General features: G+C 72.4%; 9 protein-coding genes. 6 read left to right on the top strand and 3 right to left on the bottom strand.

Translation table 11 applies throughout. The features are described from left to right. Positions 1-61: 61 nt before the first annotated feature. A complete protein-coding gene (moeZ, locus tag ACFYV5_RS09435; protein ID WP_355105905.1) occupies positions 62-1,240 on the top strand; it encodes an adenylyltransferase/sulfurtransferase MoeZ in 1,179 nt (392 codons plus the stop codon). A gap of 67 nt (positions 1,241-1,307) precedes the next feature. Here the strand turns inward: moeZ and ACFYV5_RS09430 are convergent, their stop codons facing one another. From ACFYV5_RS09430 to ACFYV5_RS09420, 3 genes are all read right to left on the bottom strand, one after another. Beyond that, positions 1,308-2,855 carry an alpha/beta hydrolase gene (locus ACFYV5_RS09430; protein ID WP_389166243.1) on the bottom strand — a complete coding sequence of 516 codons (1,548 nt, stop codon included), beginning with the start codon at positions 2,853-2,855 and terminating at the stop codon, positions 1,308-1,310. Between the two features lie 59 nt (positions 2,856-2,914). Then, positions 2,915-4,480, bottom strand: a complete 1,566-nt coding sequence (locus ACFYV5_RS09425) for an alpha/beta hydrolase (RefSeq protein WP_389166240.1) — start codon at positions 4,478-4,480, stop codon at positions 2,915-2,917. A gap of 137 nt (positions 4,481-4,617) precedes the next feature. Next, complete coding sequence (locus tag ACFYV5_RS09420) at positions 4,618-7,281, bottom strand: flippase-like domain-containing protein (protein ID WP_389166237.1); 2,664 nt, start codon at positions 7,279-7,281, stop codon at positions 4,618-4,620. Between the two features lie 183 nt (positions 7,282-7,464). Here ACFYV5_RS09420 and ACFYV5_RS09415 point away from each other — a divergent pair, with 183 nt between their 5' ends. The 5 genes from ACFYV5_RS09415 (at position 7,465) to ACFYV5_RS09395 (ending at position 16,972) form a co-directional block, all read left to right on the top strand. Continuing rightward, positions 7,465-7,914 (top strand): MGMT family protein, encoded by a 450-nt coding sequence (locus ACFYV5_RS09415; protein WP_389166234.1) that lies wholly within the window; start codon positions 7,465-7,467, stop codon positions 7,912-7,914. 149 nt (positions 7,915-8,063) lie between these two features. Continuing rightward, complete coding sequence (locus ACFYV5_RS09410) at positions 8,064-11,495, top strand: ATP-dependent helicase (protein WP_389166231.1); 3,432 nt, start codon at positions 8,064-8,066, stop codon at positions 11,493-11,495. Positions 11,496-11,622: 127 nt separating this feature from the next. After that, positions 11,623-12,420, top strand: coding sequence for a hypothetical protein (locus ACFYV5_RS09405; protein ID WP_389166229.1), 798 nt, complete (start codon positions 11,623-11,625; stop codon positions 12,418-12,420). Positions 12,421-12,583: 163 nt separating this feature from the next. After that, positions 12,584-13,414, top strand: coding sequence for a hypothetical protein (locus ACFYV5_RS09400; RefSeq protein ID WP_389166227.1), 831 nt, complete (start codon positions 12,584-12,586; stop codon positions 13,412-13,414). Between the two features lie 48 nt (positions 13,415-13,462). Next, on the top strand, positions 13,463-16,972 hold the full coding sequence (locus tag ACFYV5_RS09395) for a UvrD-helicase domain-containing protein (RefSeq protein ID WP_389166223.1): 3,510 nt from the start codon (positions 13,463-13,465) through the stop codon (positions 16,970-16,972). Positions 16,973-16,975: the final 3 nt, after the last annotated feature.

Genomic DNA, 16,975 nt, shown 5'->3' with positions numbered 1-16,975 from the left:
AGGGCCGTGGCAGTGTTACGGGGAGAACAACCGTACTGACATACCGACCAACGGAGCCCCCGTGTCGCTGCCACCCCTGGTCGAGCCGGCTGCCGAGCTCACCGTAGACGAGGTCCGCAGGTACTCCCGCCACCTGATCATCCCGGATGTCGGGATGGACGGGCAGAAGCGGCTGAAGAACGCCAAGGTGCTGTGTGTGGGCGCCGGTGGCCTCGGTTCGCCGGCCCTGATGTACCTGGCCGCGGCCGGTGTGGGCACGCTCGGCATCGTGGAGTTCGACGAGGTCGACGAGTCGAACCTGCAGCGCCAGATCATCCACAGCCAGGCGGACATCGGCCGGTCCAAGGCGGAGTCCGCGAAGGACTCGGTCCTCGGCATCAACCCGTACGTGAACGTGATCCTCCACGAAGAGCGGCTCGAGGCCGAGAACGTGATGGAGATCTTCAGCCAGTACGACCTGATCGTCGACGGCACGGACAACTTCGCCACGCGCTACCTCGTCAACGACGCGTGCGTGCTGCTGAACAAGCCGTACGTCTGGGGCTCGATCTACCGCTTCGACGGCCAGGCCTCCGTCTTCTGGTCCGAGTACGGCCCCTGCTACCGCTGCCTCTACCCGGAGCCCCCGCCGCCGGGCATGGTCCCCTCCTGCGCCGAGGGCGGCGTCCTGGGCGTGCTCTGCGCGTCCATCGGCTCCATCCAGGTCACCGAGGCGATCAAGGTCCTGGCCGGTGTGGGCGACCCGCTGGTCGGCCGGCTGATGATCTACGACGCCCTGGAGATGCAGTACCGCCAGGTGAAGGTCCGCAAGGACCCGAACTGCGCGGTCTGCGGCGAGAACCCGACCGTCACCGAGCTCATCGACTACGAGGCCTTCTGCGGCGTCGTGTCCGAGGAGGCCCAGGAGGCGGCGCTCGGCTCGACGATCACTCCCAAGCAGCTCAAGGAGTGGATCGACGAGGGCGAGAGCATCGACATCATCGACGTCCGGGAGATCAACGAGTACGAGATCGTCTCGATCCCCGGCGCGCGCCTGATCCCGAAGAACGAGTTCCTGATGGGCAACGCCCTCCAGGACCTCCCGCAGGACAAGCGGATCGTCCTGCACTGCAAGACGGGTGTCCGCAGTGCGGAAGTCCTCGCCGTGCTGAAGTCCGCGGGCTTCGCGGACGCGGTGCACGTCGGCGGCGGCGTCATCGGCTGGGTGCACCAGATCGAGCCGGAGAAGCCCGTCTACTAGTGACATGGGAAAGGGCCCGGACCTGACGTCTCAGGTCCGGGCCCTTTCGCGTGTCCTTCGCGTGTCCTCAAGAGCAGCGCGTGCCGTACGCCGGGACCTTGCCGTCCAGGAAGTAGGCGTCGACCGTCCGCGTCACGCAGGACGACGTGCCGTACGCGCCGTGGCCGTCGCCCTCGTTGCTGATCAGGACGCCGACGCCGGTGCCCAGCTCCTTCGCCATCCGCTCGGCACCCTCGTACGGGGTCGCCGGGTCACCGGTCGTACCGACGACCAGGATCGGGCCCGCGCCCGGCGCGCTGACGTCCGGATCGACCCGCTCGCCCTTCACCGGCCACTGCGCGCACCAGCCGGCCGTGTCCCAGGCCAGGAACGCGCCGAAGACCGGCGAGAGCCTGCGGAACTCCGGCAGCAGCGCCTTCGCCTGCGCGGGCGTCGGCCGCTCGGCGGAGTCGGCGCAGGAGATCGCCCGCTGGGAGTGGGACTGCGTGGAGTAGTGCCCGGACTCGTCACGGTCGTTGTACGAGTCGGCCAGGGCCAGCAGCTCCGCGCCGTTGCCGCTCTGGGCCTGCCGCAGGGCGGAGGTCAGCAGGGGCCAGCTGCTCTCGGAATAGAGCGTGACCGCGATGCCGGTGAGCGCCAGGCCGTCGGTCAGCTTTCGGTCGCCGACCGGCAGCGGATTCCGGTCGAGCCGCTCGAGGAGGCGGGCGATCCGGGCCGTTCCCGCCTTCGGGTCCTCGCCGGTGCTCTTCAGATGGCTGTCCAGGGCTCGCTGGAAGCCGATGGTCTGGTTGCGGGCGTGGTCCATGGTGCCGGCGGTGGGGTCGACGACCGCGTCGAGGACGGTCCGGCCGACGCGCGACGGGAACAAGTGGGCGTAGGCGGCGCCGAGTTGGGTGCCGTAGGAGAAGCCGAGGTAGTTCAGCCTGTCGTCGCCGAGGACGTGCCGGACCAGGTCCAGGTCGCGTGCGGTGTTGGTGGTCGTGGTGTGCGGGATCACCGTGCCGGAGCGGCGGGCGCACCCGGCGCCGAAGGCGGCGCCGTCCGCGACGAGCGCGGCCTCCTCCTCCGCCGTGTCGGGCGTGAGGTCCGTACGGGCCTCGGCCTCGGCGGTCTCCTTGTCGTCCCGGCACACGACACCGGCGCTCCGCCGGACGCCGCGCGGGTCGAAGCCGACGAGGTCGTAGCGGCGGTTCAGGCCGCGGTACTCCTGTGCGGCGCGGGGGAGGATGTCGATTCCGGAGGCGCCCGGCCCGCCGAAGTTGAAGAGGAGGGAGCCGATCCGATCGCTCTTGTCGCGGGCCTCCTTGCGGATCAGCGCGACCGGGATCGTCTCGCCGTCGGGCTTCGCGTGGTCGAGCGGGACCCGGACGCTCGCGCAGCGCCAGTCGGCGCCGGGCCTCTCGCCGCCCTCGGGCGCCTCGCAGGGCTTCCACTCCGGTCGCTGCGCGGTGAGCGCCTCGGGCAGTCCGTTCGCGGCGGGTGCCTTGGGATCCGCGGCCGGTGAGGTCGTACGGGGAGTGCCGGTGGTGGCTCCGGTGTCCGTTCCGGTGCTCGTACAGCCGGCGACCAGGAGCCCGGTGACGGCCAGAACCGCCGCCCGTATCCGTATGGACATAGGTGAGTGACCCCCCCCGGTTGCGGACCGAACAACCATCCTAGGCGGGGGCCTTCCGGCTACCGGCACACGGTCCCCGAGGCCGGCACCTTCCCGTCAAGGAAGTACGCGTCGACCAGGTTCTGTACGCAGGTGCTGCCGCCGTTGTACGCGCCGTGGCCCTCGCCCTCGTACGTCAGCTCCACGCCGACGCCCTTGCCGAGCGCGTCCACCATCGCCCGGGTGCCCGCGTACGGAGTCGCCGGGTCGCCCGTCGTGCCGAGCACCAGGATCGGGGCGGAGCCGGGCGCCGAGACGTCGGGGTGGTCCCAGGCGCCCGGGACCGGCCACTGGGAGCAGCCCGCCAGGGGCCAGGCCATGTAGGAGCCGAAGACCGCGGAGGCCTTCCGGAACTCCGGGATCCGTTCCTTGGCCTGGCCGAGGGTGTAGCGCTCCTTGAAGTCCACGCAGTTGATGGCGGTGTTCGCCGCCTGGATGTTGCTGTACCTGCCGTTCTGGTCGCGCCCGTTCATGGAGTCGGAGAGGGCGAGCAGCAGTGCGCCGTCACCGCCCTCGGCCGAGTCCAGACCCTGCTCCAGGTACTGCCAGAACTCCTTGGAGTACAGGGCCTGCGCGATGCCGTTGGTGGCCTGCGTCTGGGTGAGCTTGCGCTCCCCGATCCCGGCGATCGGCTTCTTGTCGAGCTCGTCGAGGAGGCCGGTGATGAACGACTCGATCTCGGCGACCGTCGATCCGGGCAGCGTGCAGGCGTCGCCGCGGGCCACACAGTCCTTCGCGAAGTTGTCGAGGGCGAGCTGGAACCCTCTGGCCTGGCCGAGCGCGCCGGCCTCCGTGCCGGAGTTCGGGTCGACGACCGCGTCGAAGAGGGCGCGGCCGACGTTCTTCGGGAACAAGTGGGCGTAGACGCCGCCCAGTTGCGTGCCGTAGGAGATGCCGAAGTAGTGCAGCTTGTCGTCGCCGAGAACCTGGCGCATCAGGTCCAGGTCGCGGGCGGCGTTCTCGGTGCCGACGTGGGGGAGCACGGCGCCGGACTCCTTCTCGCAGCCGGCGGCGTACTTCTTCTGCGCGTCGGAGAGCGTCCGCTCCTCCGCCGTGTCGTCCGGGGAGAAGTCCAGGGCGTAGTAGGCGTCCAGCTCCTTGTCGGTCAGGCACTGGACGTCCTCGCTGCGGCCGACGCCCCGTGGGTCGAAGGAGACGAGGTCGTAGCGGGCCCTGAGCTTCTCGTAGTCCGCGGCGAAGGAGGGCAGTCCGGTGATGCCGGAGCCGCCGGGACCGCCGAAGTTGTAGATCAGGGAGCCGATCCGCTTGCTCTGGTCGCGGGCTCGGGCACGGATCAGGGCCAGCTCGATGGTCTCGCCGTCCGGCTTCGCGTAGTCGAGCGGCGCGTCCATGAAGGAGCACTCCCAGGTCGCCCCGCCGGGCAGCGGGGAGGGCGGGAGGCCGCCGCCCTCCGCGGCGGACGGGGGCGGGCAGGGGGCCCACTCCAGCCGCTGCGCGGCGAGCCCGGCGAGGTCGGTGGGTGCGTCCGAGCCCTCGCCCTTGTCCCCGCTGTCCGAACATCCGGCGGCGAGCAACACGGTGGTCGCGGTCAGCAGGGCGGCGCGCTGCGCGGCGGAGATCGGCATAGGGCCATGGTGTGTCGTCCGCGTGGCCCCCGCGCGGGCGAGTGGGCCACGCGGGTGGCGCGGACCGCGCCACCCGTCCCTCCTCCAGCGCTCCGCCCTGGTGACGCCCATCAGGGACGATCGCCCCCCGACGGGGTCTAGAGCGCGCCGCGCTTCGTCAGCCAGTTGAAGCAGAGCCAGCCCGGCAGCACCGGCAGCCACAGGGTCAGGAGCCGGTACAGCAGCACCGCCGGGGTCGCCACCTCGATGGGGAGGCCGACCGCGACCAGACCGAGGGTCAGCGCCGTCTCGACCGCGCCCACGCCGCCGGGCGTCGGCGCCGCCGAGCCGAGCGCGTTGCCCGCGAGGAAGACGACCGCCACGCTCGCGTAACTGATGCCTTGGCTGTCATGCCCGAAGGCGCGGATGGAGGCGTCCAGGCAGAGCACGAAGAAGCCGGTCAGGAGCAGCATGCCGCCGATGCCCGTGAGCAGCTTCATCGGCCGCTGGACCACGTCCAGCATGCGCGGCACCACACCGGCGAAGAGCGAGCGCAGCCGCGTGGAGACGAACTTCCGCATGAACGGGATCGCCGTCACCACCAGGACCAGGACCGCCACCGTCAGCAGCCCGGCGATCACCGTCCTCGACGGGGTGAACGACTGCGACTTCTCCGTACCCGTCAGATAGCCGAAGGAGAGCAGCAGCAGGATGTGCGCCCCCAGGCCGAAGAGCTGCGACGCGCCGACGCTCGCCACCGCGAGCCCCGGCCGCACCCCCGAGCGCTGGAGGAAGCGCGTGTTCAGCGCGACACCGCCGACCGCCGCGGGGGCGACGATCTTCACGAACGACCCGGCCACCTGAGCGACCACCGTCCGCCAGAACCCGACCCGCTCCGGTACGAAGCCGAGCAGGCTCATCGCGGCGGCCACGTAGCTCAGCGCCGAGAACAGCACGGCGGCCGCCACCCACCGCCAGTCCGCCGAGCTGATGGTGGACAGGGGGGTCCGGGCGATCTGGGAGAGCAGGAAGTACGCGGCGATGGCGCCGGCGATCAGACTGACGAGCGTGCGGGGCTTGATCCGCTCCAGGCGGACCGGTTCGACCGGTGCCTGCGGCCGGATCAGCAGCACCTGCTGGCGGATCTGGACCAGCAGATCCTCCTCGCGGGCCTCGTCGAGCGCCGAGTCGAGGGCGCGCTTCTCGGCCTGCTTCTCCGCCTTCTCGATCTTCCGGTCGACCTTGCGGTCGGGCTTGAGATCCGTGGTGCCCCCGGCGGCCTCGGCCCGCGCCCGCTTCGCGACCTCCGAGGCCTCGAGGACGGCCTCGCGTTCCCGCTTCGACCGCTCCCGCGCCAGTTTCCGCAGCGTCGCGCGCGTGGAGCGGCTCAGCGCGATCGGCTGGAGGAGCGGAAGACAGTCGGCGATCGCGTCCGGGCCGAGCACGTCCACGGCCCCGGCCACCGCCCGCTCGGCACCCACCCGCAGACCGAGCGTGGTGAGCAGCTGCGCGATGTCCATCCGCAGGATCAGGTCGCCCGCGGCGATCTCACCGCCCCGCAGGTCGGTCAGGATCACCTTGCCGGAACGATCCACCAGAATCGCGTCTCCCGCGAGCCTGCGGTGCGCGATCCGGCGCGACTGGAGCGCCCGCACCTGTTGCCAGGCGCTGCGCATCAGCTCGTCGGTGATCTCCTTGTCGTCCAGCGAGTCCAGGGTCCGGCCGCCCAGGTGCTCGTACACGAGCATCACGGCGTCCGGGCCGAGCTCGGAGGTGGCGATCAGCTTCGGCGCGTTGGCGCCCGCGGCGATCGCCGCGTACGCGAGGAGGGCCTCCTGCTCCAGCGCCTGGCGCAGCGAGACGATCGAGCGGCGGGTGGTGATCGCCCGCAGGGTGATCCTGCGCCACACGCGGTAGAAGAAACCGTGCGCCTGCTGTTCCCGGTCCACCACCGTGACATCGAGCGGAGGCCCGTCCTCCAGCGTGACGATGTAGCGGCGGCCGCGGTCCCCGCTGTCGGCCGAGTCCGGCACCCCGGCGCCCTCGGCGCGCAGCGCCGTCACCGGTTTGAAGCCGACCCGGCGCAGGCCGGCCAGGAGTGTCTGCCCGGTGGGGCGGACGTTGGGGGAGCCGACCGCGTACAGCGTTCCGTACGCGACGGTCCAGCCGATCAGCACGGTGAGGATGATCGAGAACGCCGTGGTGTACCCGGCGACCAGCATCGTGAACGCGTCGAGCAGCAGCACCGTCCACAGGCCCAGCCGCCAGCGCGGCCGGCGGGCCATGCCGACGGCCGTCATGTACGCGATGACCGGCGCGAGGTAGTTGTGCACCGGGTCGGTGAGACCGCCCCCGGACGCCGGCTGCGTCAGCGCGTCCTGGATGGTGCCCGGCGCGCCCTTGGCGACCCAGAGGTCGGTGGCGAGGGTGACGCCGTGGGCGAGCACCGCGGCGAGGACGCCGTCGGCGATCCGCAGTCCGTCGCGTTTGATCAGCCGCTCGATGGCGAAGGCGACCGGTACGAGCAGGACGGCGATGCTGGAGACCAGCCCGGCGATCTTGACGAAGACGTCGGGCGCGCCGCCGGCGCCCTTGTTGATGTCCTGCTCGAGGCCGGAGGTGGTGGCGTGGGCGAAGGCGGCGATGGCGATGACGAGGGCGATCGCGAGGACGCCGACGAGCAGCCGCATCAGGTCGGAGGGGCGGTGCACACGGGCGGCGAGGAGCGGCTCGTCCTGGGAGACGCGTTCGCTGGGCTCTCCGCCGGGCGCGGGCAGGTCGGGGTGCGCCCCCTCCTCGGGAGGCCGAGCGTCGTACCCCATCACCGTGTCCGTCTCTGCTTGTGCCGCGTGCTCGTCGTGCGACGCGTCCCGCTTCTCGAATTGTTGTTCTTCTCGGTCTTCTTGTCGCTCTTGATCTCGTATCACCAGTCACCGCCCGGACGATGGTGGCACGAAGCGGCGCCCGAGGGAGGCATCAGGGCGTTGTCGGTGGGGTGAGGCAGGATGGGGCGGATGAGCGTGGAGGAGCTTCCGGAATACGCGGAGCGGGTCCTTGAAGTCGCGGAGCTGATCCCGCCCGGCCGGGTGATGACGTACGGGGACGTGGCCGAATGGCTGGGCGAGGGAGGCCCGCGGCAGGTCGGCCGGGTGATGGCCCTGTACGGCGGGGCCGTGCCGTGGTGGCGCGTGGTGCGCTCGGACGGCACGCTGCTGCCCGGCCACGAGCTGCGCGCCCTCGGTCACTACCGGGACGAGGGCACGCCTCTGCGCCAGGCCGGGCGCGCTGCCGAGGGTCACGTACCGAAGCTCGACATGCGGCGGGCGCGGTGGGACGGCGCGGACGGGGCGAGCGGTGCGGAGGGCGCGGGCGGCTTCGAGGGCGCGGACGGCGCGGGTGGCTTCGAGGGCGCGGGCGGCGCGGGCCGGGATCCGCGTGCGGGAACTCACACGTGACAGCTTTGCCCATGGCAGGACGGGCCGGACGGCCCGATGACGGCAGGGAGGCCCGTACGGAGTACGACTCGGGCGCCCTCCGTTTCCCGTAACGTCGTCGTTCGCCCCGTACACGTCTCCACCTCTTCGCTCAGGACCGGTCGATCCACGTGAGTTCCTCCTCCACCACCCGGCGTACGCCGTACCAGGGGCGGACCACGGGCGCGTACCGACTGGTGCGTACCGCCCCGACCCAGGTGGATCCCCCTCTGCTGGACGCAGCGCAGCGGGAAGTGGTTGACCACACGGGCGGACCGCTGCTCGTCCTCGCCGGACCCGGCACCGGCAAGACGACGACGCTGGTGGAGGCGGTCGCGGCCCGCGTCGAGAAGGGGACGGACCCGGAGCGGATCCTCGTCCTCACCTTCAGCCGCAAGGCGGCCGTGGAGCTGCGCGACCGGATGGCGGCGCGCCTGGGAGGTTCACGGCCCCCGCAGGCGACCACCTTCCACTCGTACTGCTACGCCCTGATCCGCGCGCACCAGGACGCCGAACTGTTCGCCGAACCGCTGCGGCTGCTGTCCGGGCCGGAGCAGGACCTCGCGGTACGGGAGCTGCTCGCGGGCCAGCTCGACCTGGAGAAGGCGGGGCTCGCGCGGGTGCGGTGGCCCGACGAGCTGCGGGCCTGTCTGACGACGCGGGGCTTCGCCGACGAGGTGCGGGCGGTGCTCGCGCGGTCCCGGGAACTGGGGCTCGGGCCGCGGGCGCTGGCCGAGTTCGCCCAGCGTGTGGGGCGGCCGGACTGGAAGGCGGCGGCCGGATTCCTGGCGGAGTACCTGGACGTCCTGGACCTGCAAGGGGTCCTGGACTACACGGAGCTGGTGCACAGGGCGGTGCTGCTGTCGGAGAGCGTGACGCTCCCCGACTACGACGCGGTCTTCGTGGACGAGTACCAGGACACCGACCCGGCGCAGGTGCGGCTGCTGCGCGCCCTGGCGGGCCCACCGACAGGGGCCGCCCGAAGGGGGTCCGTGAGGGGTGCCGGCCGGGCGACGGGCGGCCGCACGGTGGTCGCCTTCGGCGACCCGGACCAGTCGATCTACGCGTTCCGGGGTGCCGATGTGAACGGCATCCTCGACTTCCCCGACACCTTCCGGCGGCTCGACGGCCGGCCGGCCGACGTCCGGGTCCTGACCAGCTCCCGCCGCTCGGGCGCGGGGCTGCTCGCCGCGACGCGCGAGCTCACCCGGCGGATGCCCCTGCCACGGCTGCCCGGCGACAAGGTCCGCGCCCACCGGGAGCCGGCCGCGACGCGCGAGGGCGGCCGGGTCGAGGTCTACACCTACCCCACGGCCTCCACCGAGTCCGACAACATCGCCGACCTCCTCCGCCGCGCCCATCTGGAGGACGGCGTCCCCTGGCACGACATGGCGGTCCTGGTCCGCGCGACCGGGACCGTCCCGGCCCTCCGCCGCGCCCTCACCTCCGCGGGCGTCCCTCTGGAGACCGACACCGCCGACATCCCCCTCCGCCACGAGCCGGCGGTGGCCCCTCTCCTCCTGGCCCTCCGCGCGACGGCGACCCCGGGCGTTCAGGAGGACCCGGCCGCTCAGGAGGACCCGGGCGGCCAGGAGGAAGGGAGGGCTCCGGAGGCGGCCCCGGAGACCGCCCTGGGTACCGACGGCACCGGCCCCGACCGGCACCCCGAGGGTGCCGAGGAGACCGCCCCTTGGCTCGACACCGAGACCGCCCTCACCCTGCTCGCCTCGCCCCTCGCCGCCATGGACCCCGCCGATCTGCGCCGCCTCGGCCGCGCGCTGCGCGACGAGGAGCGCGCCGGCGGGAACAAGGTGCCGCCGCCCTCCGACGTACTCCTCGCCCGCGCGCTCGCCGAGCCCGAGCGGCTCGTCGCGCACGACCAGTCGTACGCGCGCGGTGCCAGGCGTCTCGGTGAGCTGCTCCGGCAGGCCCGCAACCGTCTCGCCGCGGGAGGCACCGCCGAAGAGGCCCTCTGGCTGCTCTGGAACGGCACCCCCTGGCCCGGCCGGCTGGAGCGCGCCGCCCTTCGCGGCGGCCCGGCCGGGCGCAACGCCGACCGCGACCTCGACGCCGTCTGCGCCCTCTTCGACGCCGCCGCCCGCGCCGAGGACCGGGTCGGCGGCCGTGGCGTGCTGAACTTCCTCGAAGAGCTCGACGCCCAGGACATCGCCGCCGACACCCTCTCCAAGCGCCAGGCCCGCCCGGACGCCGTCCGCCTCATGACCGCCCACCGCTCCAAGGGCCTCGAATGGAGCCTCGTCGTCGTCGCCGGCGTCCAGGAAGGGCTCTGGCCCGACCTGCGCCGCCGCGGCTCCCTCCTCGAGGCCGACCGCATCGGCCGTGACGGGCTCGCCGAGCCTCTGACCCCCGGCGCCCTCCTCGCCGAGGAGCGCCGGCTCTTCTACGTCGCCGCCACCCGCGCCCGCGACCGCCTCGTCGTGACCGCCGTCAAGACCCCCGCCGACGACGGCGACCAGCCCTCCCGCTTCCTCACCGAGCTCGGCACCGAGCCCAAGGACGTCTCGGGCCGCCCCCGCCGCCCCCTCGCCGTCGCCGCGCTCGTCGCCGAACTGCGGGCCACCACCGTCGACCCCGCCGCCTCCGACGCGCTCCGTGACGCCGCCGCCGAGCGCCTCGCCCAGCTCGCCGCCCTCACCGACGACGAAGGCCAGCCGCTGGTCCCGGCCGCCCACCCCGACCGCTGGTGGGGCCTGTTCGAGCCCACCCGCAGCCGGGTACCGCTCCGCGACCGCGACCACCCCGTCGTCCTGTCCGGCTCCGCCCTCGACCAGCTCGCCAACACCTGCTCCCTCCAGTGGTTCCTCGGCCGCGAGGTCAAGGCCGACGCCCCGGCCTCCGCCGCCCAGGGCTTCGGAAACGTGGTGCACGTCCTCGCCGACGAGGTCGCCTCCGGCCGTACCCCCGCCGATCTCGACGTCCTCATGGCCCGCCTCGACTCGGTCTGGGACGGGCTCGCCTTCGACGCACCCTGGAAGTCCGCCCAGGAGAAGGAGCACGCGCGCGTGGCGCTGGAACGCTTCCTGCGCTGGCACGTCATGGACCGCGGTGGCCGTACCCCCGCGGCCAGCGAGCACGCCTTCGACGTCACTCTGGAGGCGGGCGAGTACGAGGTGCGGATCCGCGGCTCCATGGACCGGGTCGAGGCCGACGAACACGGCCGCGCCTACGTCGTCGACTTCAAGACCGGCAAGTCGGCCCCGACCCGGGACGAGGTCGCGCACCACCCCCAGCTCGCCGTCTACCAGCTCGCGGTACGCGAAGGAGCCCTGGACGAGGTCTTCGACGGCCGCCGCCCCGAACCCGGTGGCGCCGAACTCGTACAGCTGCGCCAGCCCGCTCCCAAGAAGGAGGGCGGCGAGGCCCTCCCGAAGGTCCAGGCCCAGGAGCCCCTGGCGGGGGAGTGGGTCGGCGACCTGCTGGCCACCGCGGCCGGCCGGGTCCTCGACGAGCGCTTCGCCCCCACCACCGGCCAGCACTGCACCCACTGCACCTTCCGGGCCTCGTGCAGCGCGCAGCCGGAGGGCCGCCACATCGTCGAGTGACGCGTCACCGCGCGACGTGACGCGGTGTGACGTGGCCGAGATCACGTTTACGCCGTGCATCCATGAGAGCCTCACAGCAGTCGGACACTCCCGGGGGCAAGAGAACCTATCGAGGAGTGCGAAGAAGATGGCGGCCAACCGCAAGATCTGGGTCGCGGCGATGGTCTGTGCGGCCACCGTCGTCGGCGTGACGGGCTGTTCCAAGGGCGACGACACCAAGGCCGAGGGCGACAAGAAGCCGGTGGCGTCCGCCACCACCTCCCAGGCCCCGGTCGACCCCTTCAAGGGGCTCGACGCCGACGCGATCGCGGACCGGGCCGTCCAGGCCATGAAGGGCGCGACGTCGCTGCACATGGTCGGCGACAGCAAGGCCGACGGCGAGCAGATGAAGATGGACCTCGCCCTGGACAACAAGGGCGCCTGCACCGGCAAGATGACCGTCCAGGGAGCCAACGCGGACCTCCTGCAGGCCGACAAGGTCATGTACATGAAGGGTGACGAGAAGTTCTGGCAGGTCACCGCCGGTGAGGACGGCGCCTCCGCCGAGGAGGGCAAGGCCATGGCCGAGCTCCTCAAGGGCCGCTGGATGAAGATGTCAGGCGGGAACGCCGGCGAGCTGGCCGACCTGTGCGATCTCAATGCCCTGATCAAGGACATGGACAAGGACAAGTCCGACCGGAAGGGCATGACCAAGGGCGCCGACGCCGACGTGGACGGCAAGCCCGCTGTCACCCTGATCAAGAAGAAGAGCACCGGCGAGACGATCACCATGTACGTCGCCAAGGAAGGCGAGCCCTTCATTCTCAAGGTGGTGGAGGCGGGCGGCGACGAGCCGGGCACGATGGCCCTCTCCGACTTCAACAAGCCGGTCACGGCCACCGCGCCGCCGGCCGACCAGGTGGTGGACCCGGAGAAGCTGGGCTAGGGATCCTGACCGGCACCTCCTGATCGACACCTCCCGTACGGCCCGGGCGCCACGCGCGTGTCCGGGCCGTACGGCCGTGTCCCGCGCGTCCGTGCCGTGCGGTAGCGGGAGCGGGCCCCCCGGGGCCACCCTGGTGGACAGGGGAATCCGCGAGGAGGCTCGCATGGCGTCCCATCGAAAGCTCCGTATCGCGACCACCGTGTGCGCGGCCGTGGTCGCCGGCGCAGGACTCACCGGCTGGACCGGGACGGAATCCGCGGCGCGGGACGTACCGGCGGCCGTGGCCGCCGCCCCGATGGCCGCCGCCCCTACACCCTCGCCCGATCCCTTCGAGGACCTGACCGCCGACCAGATCGGCGACCGCGCCGTCACCGCCACCCAGTCCGCGACCTCCCTCCGGATGACCGGCCGGGTCATGTCGGACGGGCAGCCGCTGGACATGGACCTCGCGCTCAACGACAAGCGGGAGTGCACCGGGCGAATGAAGATCGGCGGCGGCACGGCGGAGCTGCGGCAGGCCGACAAGCTCACGTACCTGAAGGGCGACGAGCGGTTCTGGCGGGCGTCCATGACCTCCCAGGGGATGCCGGGGCCCCGGATCGACGCCACGATCGAGCTCCTCAAGGGACGCTGGCTGAAGATCACGCCCGGCCAGGCGGGCAGCAGCGATCTGGGCGCCGTCTGCGACCTCAAGGAACTCCTCGCCGACCTGGACGAGGACAAGGACGAGCGCAAGGGCCTGACCCGGGGACCGGACGCCGAGGTCGAGGGAACCCCCGTCGCGACCCTGGTCAAGAAGAAGACCGGCGAGGAGACGACCACGGTGTCGGTCGCGCGGGAGGGCAAGCCCTACATCCTCAAGATGGTGAAGACGGGGGGCGACGAGCCCGGCACCATGACCTTCTCCGACTACGACAAGCCCGTGAAGGTCGTCGTACCGCCCGCCGACGAGACGGTGGACATCGCCAAGCTCGACCAGGGCACCAGGACCTGACCGAAACGGCGGTCGGCGTTGTCGGTGGTCCCCGTTAGCCTCTTTGGGGTGACCGCACGCATCACCGACCCCGAGCAGCTCAAGGAGCTCCTCGGCATCCCGTTCACCCCGGAGCAGACGGCCTGCATCATCGCGCCGCCCGCCCCGCAGGTCATCGTGGCCGGAGCCGGATCCGGCAAGACGACGGTGATGGCCGCCCGGGTGGTCTGGCTGGTCGGCACGGGCCAGGTCGCGCCCGAGCAGGTCCTCGGTCTCACCTTCACCAACAAGGCCGCCGGCGAGCTCGCCGAGCGCGTCCGCACGGCCCTCGTCCACGCCGGGGTGACGGACCCGGACGTCATCGATCCGGACGACCCCCCGGGCGAGCCGCGCATCTCCACGTACCACGCCTTCGCCGGACAGCTGCTGACCGACCACGGCCTGCGCATCGGTCTGGAGCCCACCTCCCGCCTCCTCGCCGACGCCACCCGCTACCAGCTCGCCGCGCGCGTCCTGCGCGAGGCGCCCGGGCCGTACCCCGCCCTGACCAGGTCCTTCCCGACGCTCGTCAGCGACCTCCTCGCGCTCGACGCCGAGCTCGCCGAGCATCTCGTACGGCCCGAGGAGCTGAGGGCGTACGACTCCGAGCTCCTCGACGCGCTCTCCCGCGCCAAGCTCTCCAACGCCGACCTGCGCAAGGTCCCCGAGACGGCCGCCGCCCGCCGCGAGCTGCTCGACCTCGTCGTCCGCTACCGCGCGGCCAAGCGCTCCCGCGATCTGCTCGACTTCGGCGACCAGATCGCCCTCTCCGCCGAACTCGCCACCACCCGTCCCGAGGTCGGTGCCATCCTCCGGGACGAGTTCCGGGTGGTCCTCCTCGATGAGTACCAGGACACCTCCGTCGCCCAGCGGCTGCTGCTGTCCGGCCTGTTCGGTTCGGGCACCGGCCACGCCGTGACCGCGGTCGGCGACCCCTGCCAGGCGATCTACGGCTGGCGCGGCGCGTCCGTCGCCAACCTGGACGACTTCCCCACGCACTTCCCGTACGAGGACGGCCGCCCCGCCACCCGTCACGCGCTCTCCGAGAACCGGCGCAGCGGCGGCCGCCTCCTCGACCTGGCCAACGGGCTCGCCACCCCTCTCAGGGCCATGCACGCGGGCGTGGAGGCGCTGCGCCCGGCACCCGGCGCGGAGCGGGACGGATCGGTGCGGATCGCGCTGCTGCCCACCCACGCCGAGGAGATCGACTGGCTCGCCGACTCCCTCGCCCACCTGGTCCGCACGGGCAAGGAGCCCGGCGAGATCGCGGTCCTGTGCCGGACGGCGACCGACTTCCCCGCCATCCAGGCCGCCCTGGTCGCCCGTGACGTGCCCGTCGAGGTCGTCGGTCTCTCGGGGCTGCTCCACCTGCCCGAGATCGCCGATCTGGTCGCGGTCTGCGAGGTGCTCCAGGACCCCGGCGCCAACGCCTCCCTGGTCCGTCTCCTGACCGGACCCCGCTGGCGCATCGGCCCGCGCGACCTGGCCCTCCTCGGCCGCCGCGCCCGGCTCCTCGTGCACCGCGAACGGGGCGGCGGCACCGACGCCGACGAGCGCCTCGCCGCCGCCGTCGAGGGCGTCGACCCGGCCGAGGTCATCTCGCTCGCCGACGCGCTCGACACCTTCCTCGACTCCGGCGGCGAGGACGACGGCCTGCCGTTCTCCGCCGAGGCCCGGGTACGCTTCGCCCGGCTCGCCGCCGAGCTGCGCAGCCTGCGTTCCTCGCTCGCCGACCCTTTGATGGACGTCCTGCACCGGGTCCTGGCCACCACCGGCCTGGAGGTCGAACTCTCCGCGTCCCCGCACGCGCTCGCCGCCCGCCGCCGCGAGACCCTGTCGAACTTCCTCGACATAGCGGCCGGCTTCGCCTCCCTGGACGGCGAGGCGACCCTGCTGGCGTTCCTCGGCTTCCTGCGCACGGCCGCGCAGTACGAGAAGGGCCTCGACAACGCGCTCCCGGGCGGCGAGAACACGGTCAAGGTCCTCACCGCGCACAAGTCCAAGGGGCTGGAGTGGGACGTCGTGGCGGTGCCCGGCCTGGTCGCCGCCCAGTTCCCGAGCACCAGGTCACGCGAGTCGTGGACCTCCCAGCCGCAGGTGCTCCCGCACGCGCTGCGCGGTGACGCGGCGACCCTGCCGGAGATCACCACATGGGACGCCAAGTCCCTCACCTCCTTCAAGGAGGCGATGCGCGACCACCAGCACACCGAGGAGCTCCGCCTCGGCTACGTGACCTTCACCCGCCCCCGCTCCCTCCTCCTGGGCTCCGCCCACTGGTGGGGCCCGGCCCAGAAAAAGCCCCGCGGCCCGTCGGCGTTCCTGGACGCCCTCTACGACCAATGCGCGGCGGGCTTCGGCGAGATCGAGGCCTGGGCGGAGGAACCGGAGAAGGACGCGGAAAACCCGTCGCTCCAGGAACGGACGACGGACCGGGCCTGGCCGCTGCCGCTCGACGAGACGTCCCTCCGTCGTCGCCGAAGGGCGGCGGAGCAGGTGATGTCGGCGTTGCGGGCATCTGTTCCGCTGGGGCGATCGGGGTCCCCCCGGACGGAGTCCGGGGGAGGGTGGGCACAACCCACGGACGCGCTGCCCGCGCAAGGGCCCGCACCCCAGGACCCTGAGGACCTCTGGCCCGAGGAGCCCGTCTGGGACGAGGACCCCGTCTGGGATGAGCACCCCCTCTGGGACGAGCAGCCCCCGACCGGCGAGGTCCCGGCGCCCCGGGAGCCCGAGGGCGGCGCCCACGACCCCCTCACCCCTGAGGAACGGAAAACCCTCGCCTCCTGGGACCGCGACCTCACCACCCTCACCACCGAACTCCGCCGCTCCCGCGCCACCACCCGCGACGTCCTCCTGCCCGCCTACCTCTCCGCCTCCCAGGTCCTCCGCCTCGCCGCCGACCCCGACGGCTTCGCCAAGGACCTGGCCCGTCCCATGCCCCGCCCCCCACAGCCGGCGGCCCGTCGCGGCACCCGGTTCCACGCGTGGGTGGAGTCGCGGTTCGAGGAGCTCCCGCTCCCCATGCTCGGACCCGACGAACTCCCCGGCGGCGAGGACTTCGCCGGCGAACCGGAGATCGTCGACGAACGCGACCTCGACGCGCTCAAGGACGCCTTCGCCCGCACCCCGTACGCCCACCGCGCCCCGTACCGCGTCGAGGTCCCCGTCCACCTCTCGCTCGCGGGACGGGTCGTCCGCGGCAGGATCGACGCCGTCTACCGGGACCCGGAATCCGGCGCGTACGAGATCGTCGACTGGAAGACCAGCCACCTGCGCACCGCCGACCCCCTCCAGCTCGCGATCTACCGCCTCGCCTGGGCCGAGCAGCACGGCCTCGACCCCGACGAGGTGGCGGCCGCCTTCGTCTACGTACGGACGGGAGAGGTCGTACGACCCCGCCGTCTGCCCGGCCGCGACGAGCTGGAGGCCGTCCTGCTGGGCAGGCCCGTCCCGGCCGGAGCGGCCCAGGACAGTCCGACCCCGGACAGACCGGCTCCGGGCAATCCGACCCCGGACAGACCGGCTCCGGACGCCGGATAGGCT

Source organism: Streptomyces sp. NPDC003035 (assembly GCF_042888285.1).
Classification (GTDB): Bacteria; Actinomycetota; Actinomycetes; order Streptomycetales; family Streptomycetaceae; genus Streptomyces.
Note: the sequence above shows the minus strand (reverse complement) of the source record. Positions and strands in the feature narration are given on the sequence as shown.